This window comes from Streptomyces sp. NPDC050416 (assembly GCF_044458845.1).
Classification (GTDB): Bacteria; Actinomycetota; Actinomycetes; order Streptomycetales; family Streptomycetaceae; genus Streptomyces.
This window is the reverse complement of sequence record NZ_JBITII010000001.1, coordinates 879,146-898,539: the sequence shown is the minus strand read 5'-3', so window position 1 is coordinate 898,539 and position 19,394 is coordinate 879,146. Positions and strand designations below refer to the sequence as shown.

The following is a 19,394-nucleotide window of genomic DNA, read 5'->3' as shown; positions in this document are numbered from 1 at the left end:
GGAATGGGGGAGACGGTGCGGACACTGCCGTACGGGGCCTGGCCCTCGCCCATCGACGCGGCGCTGGCCGCCGCGCACGACGGACACCCGGAGTACGTGGGGTTCGTCGGCGACGAGGTGTGGTGGACCGAACCGCGCCCCGCCGAGGCCGGGCGGCGCACCCTGGTGCGGCGGCACGCCGACGGCACGGAGGAGTCGCTGCTGCCCGCCCCGTGGAACGTGCGCAGCCGGGTCATCGAATACGGCGGACATCCGTGGGCCGCCCTCCCGCAGGAGAACGGCCCGCTGGTGGTGTTCGTGAACTTCGCCGACCAGCGGCTGTACGGCTACGAGCCCGGCGGCGAGCCGCGTCCGCTCACGCCCGTGTCCGACGTGGGCGCGGGCCTGCGCTGGGCCGAGCCGCAACTGCGGCCCGAGCGGGACGAGGTGTGGTGCGTGCTGGAGGAGTTCACCGGCGCCGGACCCACCGATGTGCGGCGTGTCCTGGCCGCCGTACCGCTGGACGGCTCCGCCGCACGGGACCGGGACGCCGTACGCGAACTCACCGACGACCGGCACCGGTTCGTGACCGGAGCGCGGCTGTCGCCCGACGGGCGGCGGGCGGCCTGGCTCGCCTGGGATCATCCCCGCATGCCGTGGGACGGCACCGAACTGCTCCTCGCCGACGTCGGCCCGGACGGCACCCTGCACGGCGCGCGGACCGTCGCCGGCGGGCAGGAAGAGTCCATTGCCCAGGCGGACTTCACCCACGACGGCCGCCTGTTGTACGCGAGCGACCGCAGCGGCTGGTGGAACCTGTACCTCGACGGGGAGCCGCTGTGCCCGCGCGAGGAGGAGTTCGCCGGAGCACTGTGGAAACTGGGCATGCGATGGTTCGCGCCGCTCGACAGCGGCCTGATCGCCGTCGTGCACGGCCGGGGCGCCACCGCCCTCGGGATCCTGGACCCCGAGACGGGTGAGGTCGTCGACGCGGCCGGGCCCTGGACCGAGTTCGCCGCCACCCTCGCCGCGCACGGCGAGCGGGTCGTGGCCGTCGGGGCCAGCCCGCGCAGCGCCTACGAGGTCGTGGAGCTGGACGCCCGCACGGGCTACGCCCGCGTCATCGGCGCCGAGCACGACGACGCCGTGGACCCCGCGTACTACCCCGAGCCGCAGATCCGCACCTTCACCGGCCCCGACGGACGCGACATCCACGCCCACATCTATCCGCCGCACCACCCCGGCTGTGTCGCTCCCGCCGACGAGCTGCCGCCGTACGTCGTCTGGGCGCACGGCGGGCCCACCGGACGCGCGCCGCTCGTGCTCGACCTGGAGATCGCCTACTTCACCTCGCGGGGCATCGGCGTCGCCGAGGTCGACTACGGCGGTTCCACCGGCTACGGCCGCGCCTACCGCGAACGGCTGCGCGAGCAGTGGGGCGTGGTCGACGTCGAGGACTGCGCCGCCGTCGCCCTGGCCCTCGCCGACGAGGGCACCGCCGACCGCGACCGGCTCGCCGTACGGGGCGGCAGCGCGGGCGGCTGGACCGCGGCCGCCTCGCTCACCACGACCGACGTCTACGCCTGCGGCACGATCAAGTACCCCATCCTCGACCTCACCGGCTGGGGCACGGGCGAGACCCACGACTTCGAGTCGCACTACCTGGAGAGCCTGATCGGGCCGCTCACCGACGTGCCCGCGCGCTACACGGAGCGCTCGCCCGCCACCCACGCCGACCGCCTGGACGTGCCGTTCCTGCTGCTCCAGGGCCTGGACGACGTGATCTGCCCGCCCGTCCAGTGCGAGCGGTTCCTGGCCCGCCTCGGCAACCGGCCGGTGCCGCACGCCTACCTCGCCTTCGAGGGGGAGGGGCACGGGTTCCGCCGGGCGGAGACCATGGTGCGCGCCCTGGAGGCCGAACTGTCACTGTACGCCCAGGTGTTCGGGCTGAACCCACCCGGCGTCCCGACCCTGGAGCTCACAAAGTGAGACCTCTGCTGCGACCGCCCCGACTCGCCCCCGGCGCCCGCGTGGCCGTCGTCGCGCCCAGCGGGCCCGTGCCCGAGGAGCGGCTCCAGGCCGGGCTCGACGTCCTGCGCGGCTGGGACCTCGACCCTGTCGTGGCACCCCATGTGCTCGGCCGCCACCGGGAGTTCGCCTACCTGGCCGGTACGGACGCCCAGCGGGCCGCCGACCTCCAGAACGCCTGGTGCGACCCGGCCGTCGCCGCGGTGCTGTGCGCCCGGGGCGGGTACGGAGCGCAGCGCATGGTGGACCTGCTCGACTGGGAGGCGATGCGGGCGGCGGGCCCGAAGGTGTTCGCCGGGTTCAGCGACATCACCGTCCTGCACCAGGCGTTCGCCACCCGCCTGGGCCTGGCCACCCTGTACGGCCCGGCGGCGGCCGGTGTCGACTTCCTCAAGAACGCCCGGGCGCAGGAACACCTCCGGGCGACCCTCTTCGCGCCCGAGTCCGTGCGGACCGTCACCGCCGTGCCCCCGGGCGGCACCGCGCTGGTGCCCGGACGGGCCCGTGGCGTCACGCTCGGCGGCTGCCTCAGCCTGCTCGCGAGCGACCTCGGCACCCCGCACGCCCTCGCCGGCGCCCGGGGCGGGCTGCTGCTGATCGAGGACGTGGGCGAGAGCCCGTACCGCGTCGACCGGTATCTGACCCAACTCCTGCGCACCGGCTGGCTGGACGGGGTGGCCGGGATCGTGCTCGGCTCCTGGTCGGCGTGCGGCCCGTACGCGGAACTGCGCGCGGTGCTCGCCGAGCGGCTCGGCGGCCTCGGCGTCCCGGTCGTGGAGGAGTTCGGGTTCGGGCACGGCGAGGGCGCGCTGACGATGCCCCTCGGCCTCCCGGCCGAACTGGACGCCGGCACGGGCACGTTGACGTTCGACGCGCCGGCCCTGAGCTGAGCGTGCCGCTACGCTGGCCGGGCTCCGGACACTCCGGGCCCAGGGCACCTCTTCGGCAACCGGGGGGCAAGCCGGTCACCGTGGTCGGCGGAGCGCGCGAGCCCGGCGTGCTCCGGCTGCCGGTCGCCGGGTCCTGAGGTCGCCGGGTTCCGAGGTCTCCGGGTTCCGAGGTCTCCGGGTTCTGATGGGACACCGCCGGCGCGGTTACTGTGGCGGGGTGCCGCACAACGCATCCCGCTACCTCGCCGAAGGCCCCCGGGTGGGCATACGCCACTTCACGTACGAGGACGGTGCCGAGTTCACCGCCCGCGCCCGGGACAGCAAGGACCTGCACCAGCCCTGGCTCTTCCCGCCGGACAGCTCACCCGCGTACACCGCGTACGCGGGCCGGCTGATCGAGGACCCGTCCAAGGCGGGCTTCCTGGTCTGCGAGAAGGCCGACGGGTCCATCGCCGGCTTCATCAACATCAACAACATCGTCGAGGGCGGCTTCCAGTGCGGGACGCTGGGCTACGGCGCCTTCGCGCACGCCGCCGGGCGGGGGCTGATGGGCGAAGGGCTGGACCTCGTGGTGCGGTACGCGTTCGGCCCGATGCGGCTGCACCGGCTGGAGATCAACGTCCAGCCCCGGAACGCCGCCTCGATCGCCCTGGCCCGCAGCCGCGGATTCCGCCTGGAGGGCTTCTCGCCGAACATGCTCTTCGTCGACGGAGCCTGGCGCGACCACGAGCGCTGGGCGATCACCGCCGAGATGATCGAGGAGCCGGGGCGGCGCTGAGCCGGCCCCGGCCGGGATCACGCCTGGCGGTCCACGTACTCGTAGACCGACCCGTCCGGGTGCAGGGCGATCAGGTTGCGGCCCGCCGGGGAGGCGATGGGCCCCGCGATGATGTGGCCACCCAGCTCGGTCAGCACCTTGTGCGTCTCCTCGACGTCCGTCACGGCGATCGTGGCGGCCACCTTGCGCAGCACCTCCAGCTCGGCCGGGGGGCCGCTCATCAGCAGGAAGCAGCCGATCGCCGCCACCTGGACACCGCCCCGTTCGAAGCGCTGGGCTCTGCCGCCCGCCAGCCGCTCGTAGAAGGGAATCGCGGTCTCGAGGTCGTCGACGCAGACGCGCAGTGTGGCACCCAGAATCTCCATGGGGAGGAGCCTAGTTACGGGCGAGGGGGCGAGGGTACCCGGCCGGGTATGAAGCCGCTGGATCACCTGGAGCATCTGGACAAGCATCTGGTCGACGAGCTCGCACAGGTGGCGCGCGAGACCGTCCGGGACGAACTGCGCGAGCAGACGCGCAAGCAGCGCCGCAAGGCCGCGCTGTACGCCGCGTCCGGCGCCCTCGCCCTGTACGCGGGCGCGGCCCTCGCGCTCGCCGTGGGACTGGCCCTCGCCCTCGGCCTGCCCGACTGGGCCGCCGCGCTGATCACCGCCGTGATCCTGGGCGCCTTGGCGTACGTGCTGCGCGGCATGGCCCGGCCGTCCGCCTCCCCGCCGGGCCCGGCGAACGCGGCCGGCATGACGCCGGGGCGCGAGACCACCACCGGCCCGGGCACCGGAGTGCCCGGGGGTGTGCCGCCCGTGCCGCCTGCCCCGCCCGCGGCCGGACCGGTCGCCGGCGCGGCCGGCGGGCCCGCCCCCGGCGCCGTGCCCCCGCGGCCGACCGACGAACCCGACGTTCCTCCCCGTGGGGCGTGATCCGAAGTGAGCACGGCGGAAACACCGCACGGCCGCGTCGTCGTCGTGACCGGGGCCAGCGGCGGCGTGGGACGGGCCACGGCCCGCGCCTTCGCCGCCGGCGGCGACCGGGTCGCCCTGCTGGCCCGGGGCACGGAAGGGCTCGCCGCCGCGGCCGACGACGTGCGGCGCGCCGGGGGCGAGGCCCTCGTCATCAGTGTGGACGTCTCCGACGCCAAGGCCGTCGACGACGCCGCCCAGCAGGTCGTCGACACGTTCGGCCCCATCGACGTCTGGGTCAACAACGCCTTCACCGGGGTCTTCGCTCCGTTCACGGAGATCGGCCCCGACGAGTTCCGCCGTGTGACCGAAGTGACCTACCTGGGTTATGTGTTCGGCACCCGGGCGGCCCTGCGTCACATGCTGCCGCGCGACCGCGGCACGATCGTGCAGGTCGGCTCCGCACTCGCCTACCGGGGCATCCCGCTCCAGTCGGCCTACTGCGGCGCCAAGCACGCGATCCAGGGCTTCAACGAGTCCCTGCGCTGCGAACTGCTGCACGCGCACAGTGGGGTGTGTACGACGATGGTGCAGCTGCCGGGCCTCAACACCCCCCAGTTCGAGTGGGTGCTGAACCGCATGCGGGGCCGGGCCCGGCCGGTCGCACCCGTGTACCAGCCGGAGGTCGCGGCCCGGGCGATCGTGTACGCGGCCTCGCACGCGGGGCGCCGGGAGTACTGGGTGGGCGCCTCCACCGCCGCCACGCTCCTCGCCAACGCCGTCGCCCCCGGCCTGCTCGACCGCTATCTGGCGCGCACGGGCTTCGCGTCCCAGCAGGAGGGGGACCGGCACGACGAGCCGGCCAACCTGTGGGCCCCGGCGGACGGGCGGCAGGGCCGCGACTTCGGCGCGCACGGGCGGTTCGACGACGAGGCCGTCCACGTCAGCCCGCAGCAGTGGGTCTCACGGAACCGGCGGCGGATGGGCGCGGCCCTGACCGTCGGGGCGGCGGCTGCCCTGGCCGCACGCAGACTGGCCGGGCAGGCCCGCCGGTAGGAGCACCTCGGTCGACATGCCGGAGCACTGGGCGACCCGGTACTCCGCCACCTCCTGTGTCCGCGGGGTGAGTCCGTGGCCCACGCCCTGGGTCGGGCGGATCGTGCCGCCCGTGGGGTCCAGGGCGCCGTCGAAGAACATGTCCTCGATGCGGACGTGGTCGTGGAACCACTCGATGTGCCGGAGATCGGGGAGTGAGGCGGCCGCCGCCGCGTGGGCGTGCGGGGCGCAGTGCGCGGAGACCTCCAGGCCGTGGGCGTGCGCCAGGGCGGCCGCACGCAGGAACTCGGTCAGGCCGCCGGTGGGGGTCCCCCCACGCCTTTAGGGCAGTGGGCAGGGTCGCGTCGATCTGGAGGCAGTCGACCGCCCCGGCCGTGATCATCCGGGCGAAGTAGGGCAGGTCGAAGCCGTACTCCCCGGCCGTCACGTCACTCACACCGCGTCCCGGACCAGCCTCTGGCCCGTCAGGTCGTCCGAGGACACCGGCTCCTCGAACCAGCCCACGCCGTGTTCGGCGAGGGCGTGGCCGGCGCGCACGGCCTGCTTGCGGGTGTAGGCGCCGTTGGCGTCGAGGTACAACTCCGCGTCGGGGCCGATGACCTGGCGTGCCGCCCGGACGCGGTGCAGGTCGCGGGCCACCTCGCGGCCCCACCTCTCACCGATCTTGATCTTCACGCGCGGGATGTGCTGCCCGTGCACCCAGCCGTTCAGCTGCGCGGCCAGGTGCGTGTCGTGGTAGGTCGTGAAGCCTCGCTGCCGTACACCGGCACCCGCTTGTGCCGCACCCCCAGCAGCCGGGCCAGGGGGGAGTTCCAGCAGCCGGGCCTTGAGGTCCCACCGGGCGATGTCCAGGGCCGAGACCGCGCAGGACGCGATGCCCGGGCGGCCCGCGTTGCGCACCGACCGGCACATCGCGTCGTGCACCGCCGGGATGTCCAGGGCGCTCATGCCCTCGACCAGCGGGGCGAGTTCGGCGGTGAGGAAGTCACCGACCGCCGCCTGGCCGTACGTCCAGCCCGTGCCGGTCGCGTCACCCGCCGTCACCTCGCAGACCACCACGGTCGTCGAGCCCAGGACAGCGTGCCGTCCGCCTCGGGAGCGTCCGTCGGCACCGTGTACACGGACACGGCGGGACGGTGGAGTTCCATCGGATCGCCCGGCTTCCCTCAGACGGCCTGCTGGAGCTGCGGCAGCACCTTCGTGCGGTAGAAGTCGAAGAAACCGCGCAGGTCCGGGCCGATCTGGTTGACGTAGACCCGGTCGAAGCCCGCGTCGGCGAACTGCTTCAGCTCGGCCACGTGCTCGTCCACGTCGTCGCCGCACACCCGGTTCTCCCGCACCATGTCCTCGGTGACCAGCTGCTGCGCCTGCTCGAAGTGCTTCGGGGACGGCAGCACCTGGCCCAGCTCGCCGGGCAGCTGCTCGTTCGCCCAGAGCCGGTGGACGGTCTTCACCGCCGCGTCCTTGTCGGTGTCGTAGCAGACCTTGGTGCCGCCGCTGACGAGTTTTCCGCCGCCCCCGCCCTTGCGGTACTGCTCCACCATCGCCGCGTCCGGCTGGATGGTGATGTAGCCGTCGCCGACGCGGGAGGCGAGCTGCGTGGCCGCCGGACCGAAGCCGGAGATGTCGATCGGGATCGGCTCGTCCGGGACCGTGTACAGGCGGGCGTTCTCCACCGTGTAGTGCGGGCCGTGGTGGTTGACCTCCTCGCCCGTGAACAGTCGGCGCATCACCTGGATGGCCTCCTCCAGCATGTCCAGACGGACGTGGGCCGGCGGCCAGTGGTCGCCCAGGATGTGCTCGTTGAGGGCCTCGCCGGAGCCGACACCCAGCCGGAAGCGGTTCTCCGTCATCACCGCGCTGGTCGCCGCGGCCTGCGCCACCACCGCCGGGTGCATCCGCACGGTCGGGCAGGTCACCGCCGTCTCCACCGGCAGGGACACCGCCTCGGACAGCGCGCCGATCACCGACCACACGAACGGGCTCTGGCCCTGCGCGTCGTTCCACGGGTGGTAGTGGTCCGAGATCCACAGCGCCTGGAATCCGGCCTGCTCGGCCATCCGGGCCTGCTCGATCAGCTCGGCGGGGCCGTACTGCTCGCACGACAGGAAGTAGCCGTACTCGGTCATGGGGGAGTGCCTCCGCGACGTCGGCGGTCCGTATCCCGCACCGGGTACCCGGGCGCGGGTCCGGAAACCGGCGGCGTTCGCGCGACAGGACCCGGGCGGACGTTTGGGTGCCCTGGCCAGGGGGACGCGGAAGGCTCCCGAGCCACGCGACAGCGCCGGAGGCGAGCGAACCGTGAGTCGACCCCGCATCGTGATCGTCGGTGCCGGTTTCGCCGGGTACCGCACGGCCCGCACCTTGTCCCGGGAGACCCGGGGCCGGGCGCACATCACCCTGCTGAACCCCACCGACTATTTCCTCTACCTGCCCTTGCTGCCCCAGGTCGCGGCCGGTGTCCTGGAGCCGCGCCGGGTCACGGTCTCCCTCTCGGACACGCTGCCGAACGTACGGCTCGTGCTGGGCGAGGCCGACCGGATCGACCTCGACGGACGGACCCTGCACTACACCGGGCCCGAGGGCGACGAGGGCACGCTCGCCTACGACCGGCTGGTGCTCGCCGCCGGCAGCGTCAACAAGCTGCTGCCGATCCCCGGCGTCGCCGAGTACGCGCACGGCTTCCGGGGGCTGCCGGAGGCGCTGTACCTGCGCGACCACGTGACCCGGCAGGTGGAGCTGGCGGCCGCCGCCGACGATCCCAAGACGTGTGCCGCCCGGTGCACCTTCGTCGTGGTCGGCGCCGGATACACCGGCACGGAGGTCGCCGCGCACGGGCAGATGTTCACCGACGCGCAGGTCCGCAAGCACCCGCTGCGGCAGGGCATGCGGCCCCGCTGGATGCTGCTGGACGTGGCGCCCCGGGTGCTGCCCGAGATGGACGAGAAGCTGTCCGCCACCGCCGACCGAGTGCTGCGGCAGCGGGGCGTGGACGTACGGATGGGCACCTCCGTGAAGGAGGCCACGCCCGACGGGGTCGTGCTGACCGACGGCGAGTTCGTCGAGACCCGGACGCTGGTGTGGTGCGTGGGCGTACGGCCCGACCCGCTGGTCGAGTCCCTCGGGCTGCCCATGGAGAAGGGACGGCTGCTCGTCGACCCGCACCTGCAGGTGCCAGGCCGGCCCGAGCTGTTCGCCTGCGGAGACGTGGCCGCGGTGCCGGATCTGGACAAGCCGGGCAGCTACACGCCGATGACCGCGCAGCACGCCTGGCGGCACGGCAAGGTCGCGGCGCAGAACGTCGCCGCCTCGCTCGGCCTCGGTGGCGAGCGCAAGCCCTACCGCCACCGCGACCTGGGCTTCGTCGTCGACCTGGGCGGCGCGAAGGCCGCCGCCAATCCGCTCGGCGTGCCCCTGTCCGGGGTGCCGGCGGGTGCGGTGACGCGGGGCTACCACCTCGCCGCGATGCCCGGCAACCGTGTCCGGGTCGCCGCCGACTGGCTGCTGGACGCGGTACTGCCGCGCCAAGCCGTGCAGTTGGGGCTCGTCCGGTCCTGGTCCGTGCCGCTGGACACGTCCTCTCCGGAGCTGGCCCGGGTGCCGGGCGGGCCGGAGCGGCGGCAGGAGGCGAGCGCCCGGTCGGGGCCGGGGGCGGCGATCGCGGCCGACACGCACGACGGGGGGACCGGCGCCGGATCCTCGCGGGGCCGGGCCGGAGGAGAGCCCGCGAAGGGGCAGCCCGGATCCGGGACGACTCGGAACCAGCACCGGCCCGGATCCGGGACCGCACAGCGCCGGTCGGAAGAGGAGCTGGCCAAGGGCCGCCCCGGCGGCGAGCCGGCCAGGACCTGGCCGACCGACGAGCCCGCCAAGGGACCGGTCGGGGGCGGGTCCGCGAAGGGGCATCTGGGTGGTGAGTCGGTGGCCAAGGGGCGCTCCGACGGGGAGTCGGCCAGGAACCGGCCTGGCGGCGAGCCGGCCAGGACCTGGCCGACCGACGAGCCCGCCAAGGGACCGGTCGGGGGCGGGTCCGCGAAGGGGCATCTGGGTGGTCAGCCCGCGCAGGGGCGCTCCGGTGGGGAGCCCGCCGATCCGGCCGGGAGTCAGCCTGGCGGCGAGCCTGCCAGGAACCAGCCCGGGGGTGAGTACGCGAAGGGGCAGTCCGGTGGGGAGCAGACCAAGGACCAGCGGGGCGGCGAACCGGCCAGGATCCAGCCCGGTGGTGAGCCCGCCAGGAACCAGCCCGGGCGCGAAGCCGCCAGGAATCAGCCCGGTGGTGAGCCGGCCAAGAACCAGCCAGGCGGTGAGCCTGCCAAGAACCAGCCCGGCGGCGAACCGGCCAGGAACCAGCCCGGGGGCGAACCGGCCAGGAACCAGCCCGGGGGTGAGTACGCGAAGGGGCAGTCCGGCGGGGAGCAGGCCAAGGACCAGCGGGGCGGCGAACCGGCCAGGATCCAGCCCGGTGGTGAGCCCGCCAGGAACCAGCCCGGGCCCACCCCCCAGCCCCCACCCGATCAGCCACCCCCCGGCCCCGACACCGCCCCCGGTCCCGTCAAGCGATCCGACGTCCCGGACGACTCCGCGAAAGGAGACTCATGAACACCGGTGAACTCACCGACCTCGGACAGCAGCTGCGCGTGGACAGTGTCCGCGCTGCCGCCGCCGCGGGCTCCGGGCACCCGACCTCCTCCATGTCCGCGGCCGACCTGATGGCCGTACTGCTCGCGCATCACTTCCGCTACGACTTCGACCGCCCGGCCCACCCCGGCAACGACCGCTTCGTCCTCTCGAAGGGCCACGCCTCCCCACTGCTGTACTCCGCGTACAAGGCGGCCGGCGCCATCGACGACGAGGAACTGCTCACCTTCCGCAAGCTGGGCAGCCGCCTGGAAGGGCACCCCACGCCGCAGCGTCTGCCGTGGGTCGAGACGGCCACCGGTTCGCTCGGGCAGGGCCTGCCGGTCGGGGTCGGCATCGCGCTGGCCGGCAAGCGACTCGACCGCACCGGCTACCGCACCTGGGTGCTGTGCGGCGACAGCGAACTGGCCGAGGGTTCCGTGTGGGAGGCCGCCGAGCACGCCGGGTACGAGCATCTCGACAACCTGACCGTCATCGTCGACGTCAACCGGCTCGGCCAGCGCGGCCCGACGCGGCACGGCCACGACCTGGACGCCTACGCCCGCCGCTTCCAGGCCTTCGACTGGCACACCATCGAGGTCGACGGGCATGACGTGGACGCGATCGACCGCGCCTACGGCGAGGCCCTGTCCACCAAGGGCCAGCCCACCGCGATCCTCGCCCGCACCCTCAAGGGCAAGGGCGTCGAAGGGGTCCAGGACCGCGAGGGCCTGCACGGCAAACCGCTCCCCGAGGCCGACGAGGCGATCGCCGAACTCGGCGGCCCGCGCGACATCCGCGTCCGGGTGCAGGAGCCGCCCGCCGCCCGCATGCTGCACTCCGTCCACACCGGGAACTTCGAACTCCCCAAGTGGGACAAGGGCGAGGAGGTCGCCACCCGCAACGCCTTCGGCGAGGCCCTCGCCGCCCTCGGCACCGGCCGCGGCGACATCGTCGCCCTGGACGGCGAGGTCGGCGACTCCACCCGCGCCGAGTTCTTCGCCAAGGAGCACCCCGACCGCTACTTCGAGTGCTACATCGCCGAGCAGCAGATGGTCGCCTCGGCCGTCGGGCTCGCGGCCCGTGGCTGGGTGCCGTACGCCGCCACCTTCGCGGCCTTCCTGACCCGGGCCTACGACTTCATCCGGATGGCGTCCGTCAGCGGCGCCGGCATCAACCTCGTCGGCTCGCACGCGGGCGTCGCCATCGGCGAGGACGGGCCCAGCCAGATGGGCCTTGAGGACCTGGCGATGATGCGGGCGGTGCACGGCTCGACCGTGCTGTACCCCTGCGACGCCAACCAGACGGCGCGGCTCGTCGGCGCGATGGCCGGTCTGGAGGGCGTCCGCTACCTGCGCACTTCGCGCGGCGAGAGCCCGGTGATCTACGGCCCGGACGAGGACTTCCCGGTCGGCGGGAGCAAGGTGCTGCGCTTCTCCGGAGAGGACCGGCTGACCCTGGTCGCGGCGGGCGTCACCGTGCACGAGGCGCTGGCCGCCGCCGACGCCCTCGCCGAGCAGGGCATCCGGGCCCGGGTGATCGACCTGTACTCGGTGAAGCCCGTCGACCGGGCCACCCTGCGCAAGGCCGCCGAGGAGACCGGCTGCCTGGTGACCGTGGAGGACCACCACCAGGAGGGCGGTCTCGGCGACGCGGTCCTGGAGGCGTTCGCCGACGGACGCCCCGTACCGCGCCTGGTACGGCTCGCCGTGCGGAGCATGCCCGGCTCGGCCTCCCCGGACGAGCAGCTGCACGCCGCGGGCATCGACGCCGAGTCGATCGCGGCGGCCGGGCGGCTGCTGGTGGAGGAGGCGGTCGTGCCGTGAGCGGCGGCGACGGCACGCGCAGGGTGCGGGCCGGCCGCCGCACCGTGGAGATCCACCGACCGGACAAGGTGCTCTTCCCCGGCGGCGGGGACGCCAAGGAGTACACCAAGGGCGACCTGGTGGACTACCACCGGGCCGTCGCGCCCTTCATGCTGCCGCACCTGCGCGGCCGTCCGCTGATGCTGGAGCGGCATCCGGACGGGCTGGACGGGCCCACGTTCATGCAGAAGAACACCCCGGACCACTACCCGGAGTGGATCACCCGCGCCGAGGTGGCCAAGGAGGGCGGCACCGTCCGCCACGTCGTCTGCGACGACACCGCCACCCTCCTCTACCTGGCCGACCAGGCGAGCATCACGCTGCACCGCTGGCTCTCCCGCGCCGACAGCGTCGACCACCCCGACCGGCTGGTCTTCGACCTCGACCCGGCCGGGGACGACTTCGACGCCGTGCGCGAGGCCGCCCGGCTGCTGGGGGAGCTGCTGGACGAGCTGGAGCTGCCCTCGGCGCTGATGACCACCGGATCGCGCGGGCTGCACGTGAACGTGCCGCTGAACGGCCGGCACGACTTCGACGAGGTGCGCTCCTTCGCCCGGGACGTCGCCGACACCCTCGCCGACGCCCACCCCGACCGGCTCACCACCGCCGCCCGCAAGAAGGACCGCGGGCAGCGGCTCTACCTCGACATCCAGCGCAACGCCTACGCGCAGACCGCCGTCGCGCCGTACACCGTCCGGCCCCGGCCGGGCGCGCCCGTGGCCACCCCCATCACCTGGGACCAGCTGGACGACCCCGAGCTGCACGCCCGCCGCTGGACCATCGCCGACGCCGTGGAGCAGGCCCGCACCAACCCCTGGTCGGGTCTGCTGAACCGCGGCCGGGCGCTGGGTCCGGCCCGGCGGCGGCTGAACGCCCTGCGCGGCTGAGCCACCGCCCGTGGCCGCCGGCGGGTGGCAGATGCATGCGCCCGTAGAGGTTTGGCGAACACTCTTGCGGCCACACGGAGGGGGAGGTGGCCATGTCGAACACAAAAAACACGCAAGAGTCACAGGGTTCACAGGAGCCCCAAACCTCTCAAAACTCACGTAAGCCTACTGACAACGCGGCCGACGACCGGCCGAGCCCCATGGAGGTGCTGCGCCAGGCGCGCGGTCAGCTCGCGGAGCTCACCGGCATGACCGCCGAGTCCGTGTCGTCCTTCGAGCAGACCGAGCAGGGCTGGGCGCTGGAGGTCGAGGTCCTCGAACTCGAGCGCGTGCCCGACACGATGAGCCTGATGGCGAGCTACCAGGTGGAGCTCGACGCCCAGGGGCAGCTCACGGGATATCGCCGCGTCCGCCGCTACGAGCGGGGGCGGTCCGACCCGCGAAGGACCGGCGGTCGCTAGACCGCCCGACCGGACCCGCACCCACAGACAAGGAGGGACATCCGGCATGACAGTCGTACCGGCACAGCAGACCGGCGGCGGAGGCGGCAGCAGCGGTCTCTACGACGTGCTTGAACTTGTTCTGGACAGGGGGCTCGTCATCGACGCATTCGTGCGAGTCTCCCTGGTCGGCATCGAGATCCTCAAGATCGACGTTCGCGTCGTCGTCGCCAGCGTCGACACCTATCTGCGCTTCGCCGAGGCGTGCAACCGGCTCGACCTCGAGGCCGGGCCGCGCAAGGACCCGGGCCTGCCCGACCTGGTCGGTGAGATGACCGAGTCCGGCGCGCGCGGCAAGTCCAAGGGGGCGCTGTCCGGCGCCGCCGAAACCATCTCCGACGCCTTCAAGCAGGCGCGTTCCGAAGGCTCCGAGCAGGAGACCGAGTCCCGTCCGCGAGCCCGTAAGAGCACGTCCGCCCGCCGGAAGGAGGAGCAGGAGTGAGCACCTACGTCTACGGCATCGCGGCGAGCTCGCACCCCGGGCTCCCCGAGGGCATGGGCGGTGTCGGCGACCCGCCACGCCCGGTGCGCATCCTGCGCGAGGGCGACCTGGCGGCCGTCGTCAGCGAGGCGCCCGAAGGGCTGCGGCCCAAGCGCAAGGACCTGCTCGCCCACCAGAACGTGCTCAGCGAGGCGGGCGCGGCCGGGTGTGTGCTGCCCATGCGGTTCGGCAGCGTCGCCCCGGACGACAACTCGATCACCGCGGTCCTCGCCGAGCGTGCCGAGCACTACAAGGAGCGCCTGCGGGCCCTGGACGGCCGGGTCGAGTACAACGTCAAGGCCAACCACGTCGAAGAGGCCGTACTGCACCAGGTGATGGCCGAGAACCCGGAGATCCGCGGTCTCGCCGAGGCCAACCGCCAGGCCGGCGGCGGCAGTTACGACGACAAGATCCGGCTGGGCGAGATGGTCGCGGCCGCGGTCAAGGCCCGGGAGGGCGAGGACGCCGCCGCACTCCAGCGGTTCCTGGAACCCTCCGCCGATGCCGTCAGTGTGGGCCCCGAGTCCACCGGCTGGCTGGCCAACGTGTCGTTCCTGGTGGACCGGAAGTCCGCCGAGAACTTCCTGGCGGCCGTGGAGGAGGCCCGCAAGGAGCTGCCGCACCTGGAGGTGCGGATCAACGGACCGCTGCCCCCGTACAGCTTCGTCGAGCCCGGCCCGGCAGAGTCGGCGGACGTCATGGCGAGCGGCACGGACACCGGAGCGGGGTGACGACGTGGGCCTGATCTCGGAGGTGCTGCTGCTGCCGTTCGCACCGGTGCGCGGCAGCGCCTGGGCCATCAGACAGGTAGTCCAGGAGGCCGAGCGGATCTACTACGACCCCGCCACGATCCGGGCCGAACTGGGCCGTCTCGAGGAGCAGTTGGAGGCCGGAGAGATCACGGAGGAGGAGTTCGACCGCCTCGAGGACGAACTCCTCGACCGGTTGGAGATCGCTTCGCGCGGGAGCGCGGGAACGGGCAACGGGACGACACAATGAACCGAGTGGGACTGGGTCTCGCCGTGGGGGCCGGATACCTCCTGGGACGGACCAAGAAACTGAAGATGGCGGTGGCCGTCGGCGGCCTGGTGGCCGGGAAGAAGATGAACCTGAGCCCGCGCATGGTCGCGGACCTGGTCCAGCAGCAGCTGCGGAACAACCCGCAGTTCAAGGAGATCGGCGACCAGCTGCGGCAGGACCTGCGCGGCGTCGGCAAGGCGGCCTCCGGTGCCATGGTCGAGCGGCAGCTCGACGCCTTCGCCGACCGGCTGCACGGCCGGACGGCCCAGGTGCGCGACCAGCTGTCGGGCGTGGTTCCCGGAGGGCCTGAGGGCGAGGCCGAGGACGAGGAGCCCGAGGCCGAGGAGCGCGAGGCCGAGGAGCCTGAGGACGAGGAGCCCGAGGCCGAGGCCGAGGACTCCGGGTCGGAGGACGACGAGGAGTCGGAGCCGGCGAAGGCGGCGAAGAAGGCCCCGGCCAAGAAGGCGCCCGGGAAGACGGCGCGCAAGGCCCCGGCGAAGAAGGCCCCCGCCAAGAAGACCGCGGGCAAGAAGACGGCGGCGAAGAAGACCACGGCCGGGAACAGGGGCGGCAGCTCCCGGAACCGGCTGCCGAAGGGAGGCGGTGAGGGATGAGCGACACCCTCGGGTCCGCGACCTCCGCCGCGAACGGAGCGAAGAAGAACCCGCTCACCGACGTGGCCCACAGCGAGGCCGCCGACCGGCTGAAGGCCGAGTTGCAGGAGTACGTCACCGCGCAGGCCACCCGCATGCTGACCGGCGTGGGCCGCAAGCTCGGCGAGACCACCAACAGACTGAACGACATCGCCGAGGGCAACAGCCCCGGCTTCGCCAAGCTCGCCCTCGACGGCGGCCGCAAGCTCGCCGAGGGCAAGGGACCGGTGCGCGCCGCGCTGGAGACCGGCGGGTCGACCATCAAGGAAAAGGTCACAGGCGCTTTCAAGAGCCTGGGCGGCGGCAAGGGCAAACGCAAGCGCTCGGCCGGCAAGAAGCCCACCGTCATCATCGAGCACATCGATGTCGGCGTGCCGCTGCGCACGGCCTACGACCAGTGGACCCAGTACCAGGACTTCAGCACCTTCGCGAAAGGCGTCAAGGCCGCGAACAAGGCCGACGACACCCACTCCGACTGGCAGTTGAAGGTCTTCTGGTCCAACCGCAGCTGGAAGGCGCAGACGACGGAGCAGGTGCCCGACGACCGCATCGCCTGGACGTCGGAAGGCGCCAAGGGCACGACGAAGGGCGTGGTCTCCTTCCACCGCCTCGCCGACAACCTCACCAGGGTCCTGCTGGTCATCGAGTACTACCCCACGGGGCTCTTCGAGAAGACCGGCAACATCTGGCGCGCCCAGGGCCGCCGGGCCCGGCTCGACCTGAAGAACTTCGCCCGCTTCATCACGATCAAGGGCGAGACGGAGGACAGCTGGCGCGGCGAGATCCGCGACGGCGAGGTCGTCCGCAGCCACGAGGACGCGCTCGCCGAGGAGGAGTCCGAGGAGGAGCGCCCCGAGGGCGAGGAAGCCGAGGGCGAGGAACCCGAGGACGAGTACGCCGAGGACGAGGAAGAGGAAGGCGAGGCGGAACCCGAGGGCGAGTACGAGGACGAAGCCGAGTCCGAGTACGACGAGGAAGAGCCCGAGGAAGAAGCCGAGGAGGAGCCTGAAGGCGAGTACGAGGAGGCCGACGAGGACGAGGACGAGTACGCCGAAGGCGGGAGCCGTCGATGACAACGCCCAGCAGGATGCCCGAACCCTACGGCCACGGAAGCGGCGCCAACCTCGCCGACATCCTGGAACGGGTGCTCGACAAGGGCATCGTCATCGCGGGCGACATCCGCATCAACCTGCTCGACATCGAACTCCTCACCATCAAGCTGCGTTTGATCGTCGCCTCCGTGGACAAGGCGAAGGAGATGGGCATCGACTGGTGGGAGACCGACCCGGCACTGAGCTCGCGGGCCCGCCGTGACGAACTGACCCGTGAGAACGCCGAGTTGCGCGAGAGGCTGGCCCGGCTGGAGGAACTGGAGCCCGGCCGAGCGCAGAAGAAGGAGGCACCGTGACCGGACTGCGGTACGTCTACGCCGTCTGCCGCCCCTTCGGTACGCCGCTCCAGTCCCAGCTGTCGGGTGTGGCGGGTGATCCGCCCAGAGCGCTCACCCACCACGGCCTCGTGGCCGTGGTCAGCCACGTACCGGAGCGGGACTTCGCGGAGGAACCGCTCCGCGCCCATCTGGAGGACCTGGACTGGCTCACCGCGACCGCCCGCGCCCACCAGGGCGTGATCGACGCGCTGACCACCGTCACGACCCCGCTGCCGCTGCGGCTGGGCACCGTTTTCCGGGACGACAGCGGCGTACGGACCATGATCGAGGCCCGCGAAGAGGACTTCCGGCGCACCCTCGACCGGCTGGAGGGCCGGGTCGAGTGGGGCGTGAAGGTGTACGCCGAGTCCGAGCCGCAGGAGAGCGCCCGGCCCGCGCAGAAAGCCACGTCGGGCCGCGACTACCTGCGGCAGCGGCGTATGCAGACGCGGTCGCACGAGGAGATGTGGCAGAAGGCGGAAAGCTTTTCCACCCGACTGCACGAAAAGCTTTCCGCATTCGCGGAGGATTCCCGGCTGCATCCCCCGCAGAATCCCGCGCTTTCCGAAGCGACCGGGCGGAACGTACTGAACGCCGCCTATCTCGTGCCGCGCTCGCATTCCGAGGAATTCGTGGAAATGGTCGACCGCACGAAGGGCGAGCTGCCCGGAATGCGTGTCGAACTCACCGGCCCCTGGGCGGCCTATTCGTTCGCCGGGGAGGCCACATGACCGACGGGGAGAAGCCGTGACCGTAGTGGAACGCCGTGAGGTCGCCCTCGTGGACCTGCTCGACCGGCTGCTCGCCGGCGGCGTCGTGATCACGGGGGACATCACGCTGCGCATCGCCGACGTCGACCTCGTCCGTATCGACCTCAACGCGCTCATCAGCTCGGTGAACGCCCAGGTGCCCTCCCCGTTCGAGGAGTTGCTGTGACGTCGTCCGACCAGCCCGAGCAGGACCCGCGGCCGCGTCGCAACCGGCTGGACCTCGAACCCGACACCGTCGAGCGTGACCTGGTCAAACTCGTGCTCACGGTGGTGGAGTTGCTGCGCCAGCTCATGGAGCGCCAGGCGCTGCGCCGCTTCGACGTGGGGGACCTGAGCGAGGACCAGGAGGAGCGGATCGGCCTCACGCTGATGCTGCTGGAGGAGCGGATGGCGGAACTGCGCGACCGCTACGGACTGCGGCCCGAGGACCTCAATCTGGACCTCGGGCCGCTCGGACCGCTGCTGCCCCGCGACGGGGGCTAATTCACCACCTGTACCAACGGCCCCTGCCTCCAGCCGCCGACGTACCACGGACGAAGAATCCCAGCAGCCACAGAACGAGAACCGCGAGCGCGATCCACCAGAGAACCTTCACTGCAAATCCGGCGCCGAACAGAACCAACGCCAGAAGCAGCACCAGCAGGATGGGAACCATAATTCGAACCTCCTGCTTTTAGGGTGTCCCCGAATCGGCGTTTCAGGCGCCCTTCCGGCAGAGAATTTCTCCGTGCAGGACGCTGAACCAGCCGTCCTCCCTTTGCCCCCACTCCCGCCAGGCGTCGGCCACGGCCCGCAGCTCCGCCTCGCTCGCGTGCCCGCCCTGCCGGGCCCGGTCCGCGTACGCCGACGCCAGCGTCCGGTCGGCCCACAGACCGCTCCACCAGGTCCGCTCCTCCCGCGTGGCGAACGTCCAGGTGCCGGAGGTCGCCGTGACGTCCGTGAACCCGGCGCGCAGCGCCCACGCCTTCAGCCGGCGCCCGGCGTCCGGCTCGCCGCCGTTGGCCCGGGCGACCCGGCGGTAGAGGTCCAGCCAGTCGTCGAGCCCTCCGGACGCCGGGAACCAGGTCATGGCCTCGTAGTCGGCGTCCCGCACGGCGACCAGTCCGCCGGGCTTCAGTACCCGCCTCATCTCGCGCAGGGCCCCCACCGGATCGCCCACGTGCTGCAGGACCTGGTGGGCGTGCACCACGCAGAACGTGGCGTCCGGGTAGTCCAGGGCGTGCACGTCGGCGACCGCGAAGTCGACGTTGGCGAGCCCCCGCCCGGCAGCCGTGGCACGCGCCCGCTCCAGGATCTCCGGCTCCCGGTCGACGCCGGTGACATGGCCGTCGGGCACGAGACCGGCCAGGTCGGCGGTGATGGTGCCCGGGCCGCACCCGACGTCCAGGATCTTCATGTGGGGGTGGAGCGACGGCACCAGATACGCGGCCGAGTTGGCGGCGGTCCGCCAGGTGTGCGAACGGAGCACCGACTCGTGGTGCCCGTGCGTGTAGACGGCGGTCTCCCGTGGTTCCGGCATGGCGGATCCCACCCCTTCGTGTCGGG

22 protein-coding genes and 1 pseudogene are annotated in these 19,394 nt (G+C 72.5%); 18 read left to right on the top strand and 5 right to left on the bottom strand.

Features of this window, described 5'->3' with window-relative positions; translation table 11 throughout:
• Positions 1-3: 3 nt before the first annotated feature.
• The 3 genes from ACIBL4_RS04060 (at position 4) to ACIBL4_RS04050 (ending at position 3,675) form a co-directional block, all read left to right on the top strand.
• Positions 4-1,968: a prolyl oligopeptidase family serine peptidase gene (locus ACIBL4_RS04060; protein WP_399406243.1), complete on the top strand. Its 1,965-nt coding sequence runs from the start codon at positions 4-6 to the stop codon at positions 1,966-1,968.
• Positions 1,965-2,897, top strand: a complete 933-nt coding sequence (locus ACIBL4_RS04055) for an LD-carboxypeptidase (RefSeq protein ID WP_399406241.1) — start codon at positions 1,965-1,967, stop codon at positions 2,895-2,897. Before ACIBL4_RS04060 ends, ACIBL4_RS04055 begins: the two co-directional genes overlap by 4 nt.
• 217 nt (positions 2,898-3,114) lie before the next feature.
• Entirely contained in the window at positions 3,115-3,675 is a 561-nt protein-coding gene (locus tag ACIBL4_RS04050) for a GNAT family N-acetyltransferase (protein WP_399406239.1), read from the top strand.
• 17 nt (positions 3,676-3,692) lie between these two features.
• Here ACIBL4_RS04050 and ACIBL4_RS04045 read toward each other — a convergent pair whose 3' ends face one another.
• Entirely contained in the window at positions 3,693-4,040 is a 348-nt protein-coding gene (locus ACIBL4_RS04045) for a VOC family protein (protein WP_399406237.1), read from the bottom strand.
• Positions 4,041-4,088: 48 nt separating this feature from the next.
• Between ACIBL4_RS04045 and ACIBL4_RS04040 the strand changes: the two genes are divergently transcribed.
• Together ACIBL4_RS04040 and ACIBL4_RS04035 are read left to right on the top strand one after the other, a co-directional pair.
• The gene (locus tag ACIBL4_RS04040) at positions 4,089-4,592 is read left to right on the top strand and encodes a phage holin family protein (protein ID WP_399406235.1); all 504 of its coding nucleotides are present in this window, start codon (positions 4,089-4,091) and stop codon (positions 4,590-4,592) included.
• A gap of 6 nt (positions 4,593-4,598) precedes the next feature.
• A complete protein-coding gene (locus ACIBL4_RS04035; RefSeq protein ID WP_399406233.1) occupies positions 4,599-5,627 on the top strand; it encodes an SDR family oxidoreductase in 1,029 nt (342 codons plus the stop codon).
• On the opposite strand, the pseudogene ACIBL4_RS04030 reads toward ACIBL4_RS04035, so the two are convergent.
• Together ACIBL4_RS04030 and ACIBL4_RS04025 are read right to left on the bottom strand one after the other, a co-directional pair.
• Positions 5,535-6,539, bottom strand: a pseudogene (locus ACIBL4_RS04030) (enolase C-terminal domain-like protein). The gene ACIBL4_RS04035 and the pseudogene ACIBL4_RS04030 overlap by 93 nt on opposite strands.
• A gap of 254 nt (positions 6,540-6,793) precedes the next feature.
• Positions 6,794-7,756, bottom strand: a complete 963-nt coding sequence (locus ACIBL4_RS04025; RefSeq protein WP_399406231.1) for an LLM class F420-dependent oxidoreductase — start codon at positions 7,754-7,756, stop codon at positions 6,794-6,796.
• Between the two features lie 172 nt (positions 7,757-7,928).
• On the opposite strand from ACIBL4_RS04025, the gene ACIBL4_RS04020 reads away from it, so the two are divergent.
• The 13 genes from ACIBL4_RS04020 (at position 7,929) to ACIBL4_RS03960 (ending at position 18,332) form a co-directional block, all read left to right on the top strand.
• Positions 7,929-10,226: an FAD-dependent oxidoreductase gene (locus tag ACIBL4_RS04020; RefSeq protein WP_399406229.1), complete on the top strand. Its 2,298-nt coding sequence runs from the start codon at positions 7,929-7,931 to the stop codon at positions 10,224-10,226.
• Positions 10,223-12,070, top strand: a complete 1,848-nt coding sequence (locus ACIBL4_RS04015) for a transketolase (RefSeq protein WP_399406227.1) — start codon at positions 10,223-10,225, stop codon at positions 12,068-12,070. The genes ACIBL4_RS04020 and ACIBL4_RS04015 overlap by 4 nt, the downstream gene beginning before the upstream one ends.
• Positions 12,067-12,996 carry a non-homologous end-joining DNA ligase gene (gene ligD / locus ACIBL4_RS04010; protein WP_399406225.1) on the top strand — a complete coding sequence of 310 codons (930 nt, stop codon included), beginning with the start codon at positions 12,067-12,069 and terminating at the stop codon, positions 12,994-12,996. The genes ACIBL4_RS04015 and ligD overlap by 4 nt, the downstream gene beginning before the upstream one ends.
• Positions 12,997-13,088: 92 nt before the next feature.
• A complete protein-coding gene (locus ACIBL4_RS04005) occupies positions 13,089-13,457 on the top strand; it encodes a gas vesicle protein (RefSeq protein ID WP_399406223.1) in 369 nt (122 codons plus the stop codon).
• A 46-nt stretch (positions 13,458-13,503) separates the two neighbouring features.
• Positions 13,504-13,938, top strand: a complete 435-nt coding sequence (locus ACIBL4_RS04000; protein ID WP_010038714.1) for a gas vesicle structural protein GvpA — start codon at positions 13,504-13,506, stop codon at positions 13,936-13,938.
• Positions 13,935-14,708 (top strand): GvpL/GvpF family gas vesicle protein, encoded by a 774-nt coding sequence (locus ACIBL4_RS03995; protein WP_399406220.1) that lies wholly within the window; start codon positions 13,935-13,937, stop codon positions 14,706-14,708. The genes ACIBL4_RS04000 and ACIBL4_RS03995 overlap by 4 nt, the downstream gene beginning before the upstream one ends.
• A gap of 4 nt (positions 14,709-14,712) precedes the next feature.
• Positions 14,713-14,976: a gas vesicle protein GvpG gene (locus ACIBL4_RS03990; protein ID WP_356925359.1), complete on the top strand. Its 264-nt coding sequence runs from the start codon at positions 14,713-14,715 to the stop codon at positions 14,974-14,976.
• Complete coding sequence (locus ACIBL4_RS03985) at positions 14,973-15,611, top strand: DNA primase (RefSeq protein WP_399406218.1); 639 nt, start codon at positions 14,973-14,975, stop codon at positions 15,609-15,611. Before ACIBL4_RS03990 ends, ACIBL4_RS03985 begins: the two co-directional genes overlap by 4 nt.
• Positions 15,608-16,723 (top strand): SRPBCC family protein, encoded by a 1,116-nt coding sequence (locus tag ACIBL4_RS03980; protein WP_399406216.1) that lies wholly within the window; start codon positions 15,608-15,610, stop codon positions 16,721-16,723. The genes ACIBL4_RS03985 and ACIBL4_RS03980 overlap by 4 nt, the downstream gene beginning before the upstream one ends.
• Positions 16,720-17,058 carry a gas vesicle protein gene (locus tag ACIBL4_RS03975; protein WP_086560744.1) on the top strand — a complete coding sequence of 113 codons (339 nt, stop codon included), beginning with the start codon at positions 16,720-16,722 and terminating at the stop codon, positions 17,056-17,058. The genes ACIBL4_RS03980 and ACIBL4_RS03975 overlap by 4 nt, the downstream gene beginning before the upstream one ends.
• Positions 17,055-17,810 (top strand): GvpL/GvpF family gas vesicle protein, encoded by a 756-nt coding sequence (locus tag ACIBL4_RS03970; RefSeq protein WP_399406214.1) that lies wholly within the window; start codon positions 17,055-17,057, stop codon positions 17,808-17,810. The genes ACIBL4_RS03975 and ACIBL4_RS03970 overlap by 4 nt, the downstream gene beginning before the upstream one ends.
• 16 nt (positions 17,811-17,826) lie before the next feature.
• Positions 17,827-18,015 (top strand): gas vesicle protein, encoded by a 189-nt coding sequence (locus tag ACIBL4_RS03965; protein WP_003994122.1) that lies wholly within the window; start codon positions 17,827-17,829, stop codon positions 18,013-18,015.
• A complete protein-coding gene (locus ACIBL4_RS03960) occupies positions 18,012-18,332 on the top strand; it encodes a gas vesicle protein K (protein ID WP_150483998.1) in 321 nt (106 codons plus the stop codon). The genes ACIBL4_RS03965 and ACIBL4_RS03960 overlap by 4 nt, the downstream gene beginning before the upstream one ends.
• Position 18,333: 1 nt before the next feature.
• Here the strand turns inward: ACIBL4_RS03960 and ACIBL4_RS03955 are convergent, their stop codons facing one another.
• Together ACIBL4_RS03955 and ACIBL4_RS03950 are read right to left on the bottom strand one after the other, a co-directional pair.
• Entirely contained in the window at positions 18,334-18,504 is a 171-nt protein-coding gene (locus tag ACIBL4_RS03955) for a hypothetical protein (RefSeq protein WP_020270859.1), read from the bottom strand.
• Between the two features lie 42 nt (positions 18,505-18,546).
• Positions 18,547-19,368 (bottom strand): class I SAM-dependent methyltransferase, encoded by an 822-nt coding sequence (locus ACIBL4_RS03950; RefSeq protein ID WP_399406573.1) that lies wholly within the window; start codon positions 19,366-19,368, stop codon positions 18,547-18,549.
• Between the last annotated feature and the right edge of the window lie 26 nt (positions 19,369-19,394).

Excerpts from the sequence above, each read along its gene's own strand:
- ACIBL4_RS04060 (WP_399406243.1), top strand. The coding sequence starts at position 4 with ATGGGGGAGACGGTGCGGACACTGCCGTACGGGGCCTGGCCCTCGCCC.
- ACIBL4_RS04045 (WP_399406237.1), bottom strand. The coding sequence starts at position 4,040 with ATGGAGATTCTGGGTGCCACACTGCGCGTCTGCGTCGACGACCTCGAG.
- ACIBL4_RS04040 (WP_399406235.1), top strand. The coding sequence starts at position 4,089 with ATGAAGCCGCTGGATCACCTGGAGCATCTGGACAAGCATCTGGTCGAC.
- ACIBL4_RS04025 (WP_399406231.1), bottom strand. The coding sequence starts at position 7,756 with ATGACCGAGTACGGCTACTTCCTGTCGTGCGAGCAGTACGGCCCCGCC.
- ACIBL4_RS04015 (WP_399406227.1), top strand. The coding sequence starts at position 10,223 with ATGAACACCGGTGAACTCACCGACCTCGGACAGCAGCTGCGCGTGGAC.
- ACIBL4_RS04005 (WP_399406223.1), top strand. The coding sequence starts at position 13,089 with ATGTCGAACACAAAAAACACGCAAGAGTCACAGGGTTCACAGGAGCCC.
- ACIBL4_RS04000 (WP_010038714.1), top strand. The coding sequence starts at position 13,504 with ATGACAGTCGTACCGGCACAGCAGACCGGCGGCGGAGGCGGCAGCAGC.
- ACIBL4_RS03985 (WP_399406218.1), top strand. The coding sequence starts at position 14,973 with ATGAACCGAGTGGGACTGGGTCTCGCCGTGGGGGCCGGATACCTCCTG.
- ACIBL4_RS03980 (WP_399406216.1), top strand. The coding sequence starts at position 15,608 with ATGAGCGACACCCTCGGGTCCGCGACCTCCGCCGCGAACGGAGCGAAG.
- ACIBL4_RS03975 (WP_086560744.1), top strand. The coding sequence starts at position 16,720 with ATGACAACGCCCAGCAGGATGCCCGAACCCTACGGCCACGGAAGCGGC.
- ACIBL4_RS03955 (WP_020270859.1), bottom strand. The coding sequence starts at position 18,504 with ATGGTTCCCATCCTGCTGGTGCTGCTTCTGGCGTTGGTTCTGTTCGGC.
- ACIBL4_RS03950 (WP_399406573.1), bottom strand. The coding sequence starts at position 19,368 with ATGCCGGAACCACGGGAGACCGCCGTCTACACGCACGGGCACCACGAG.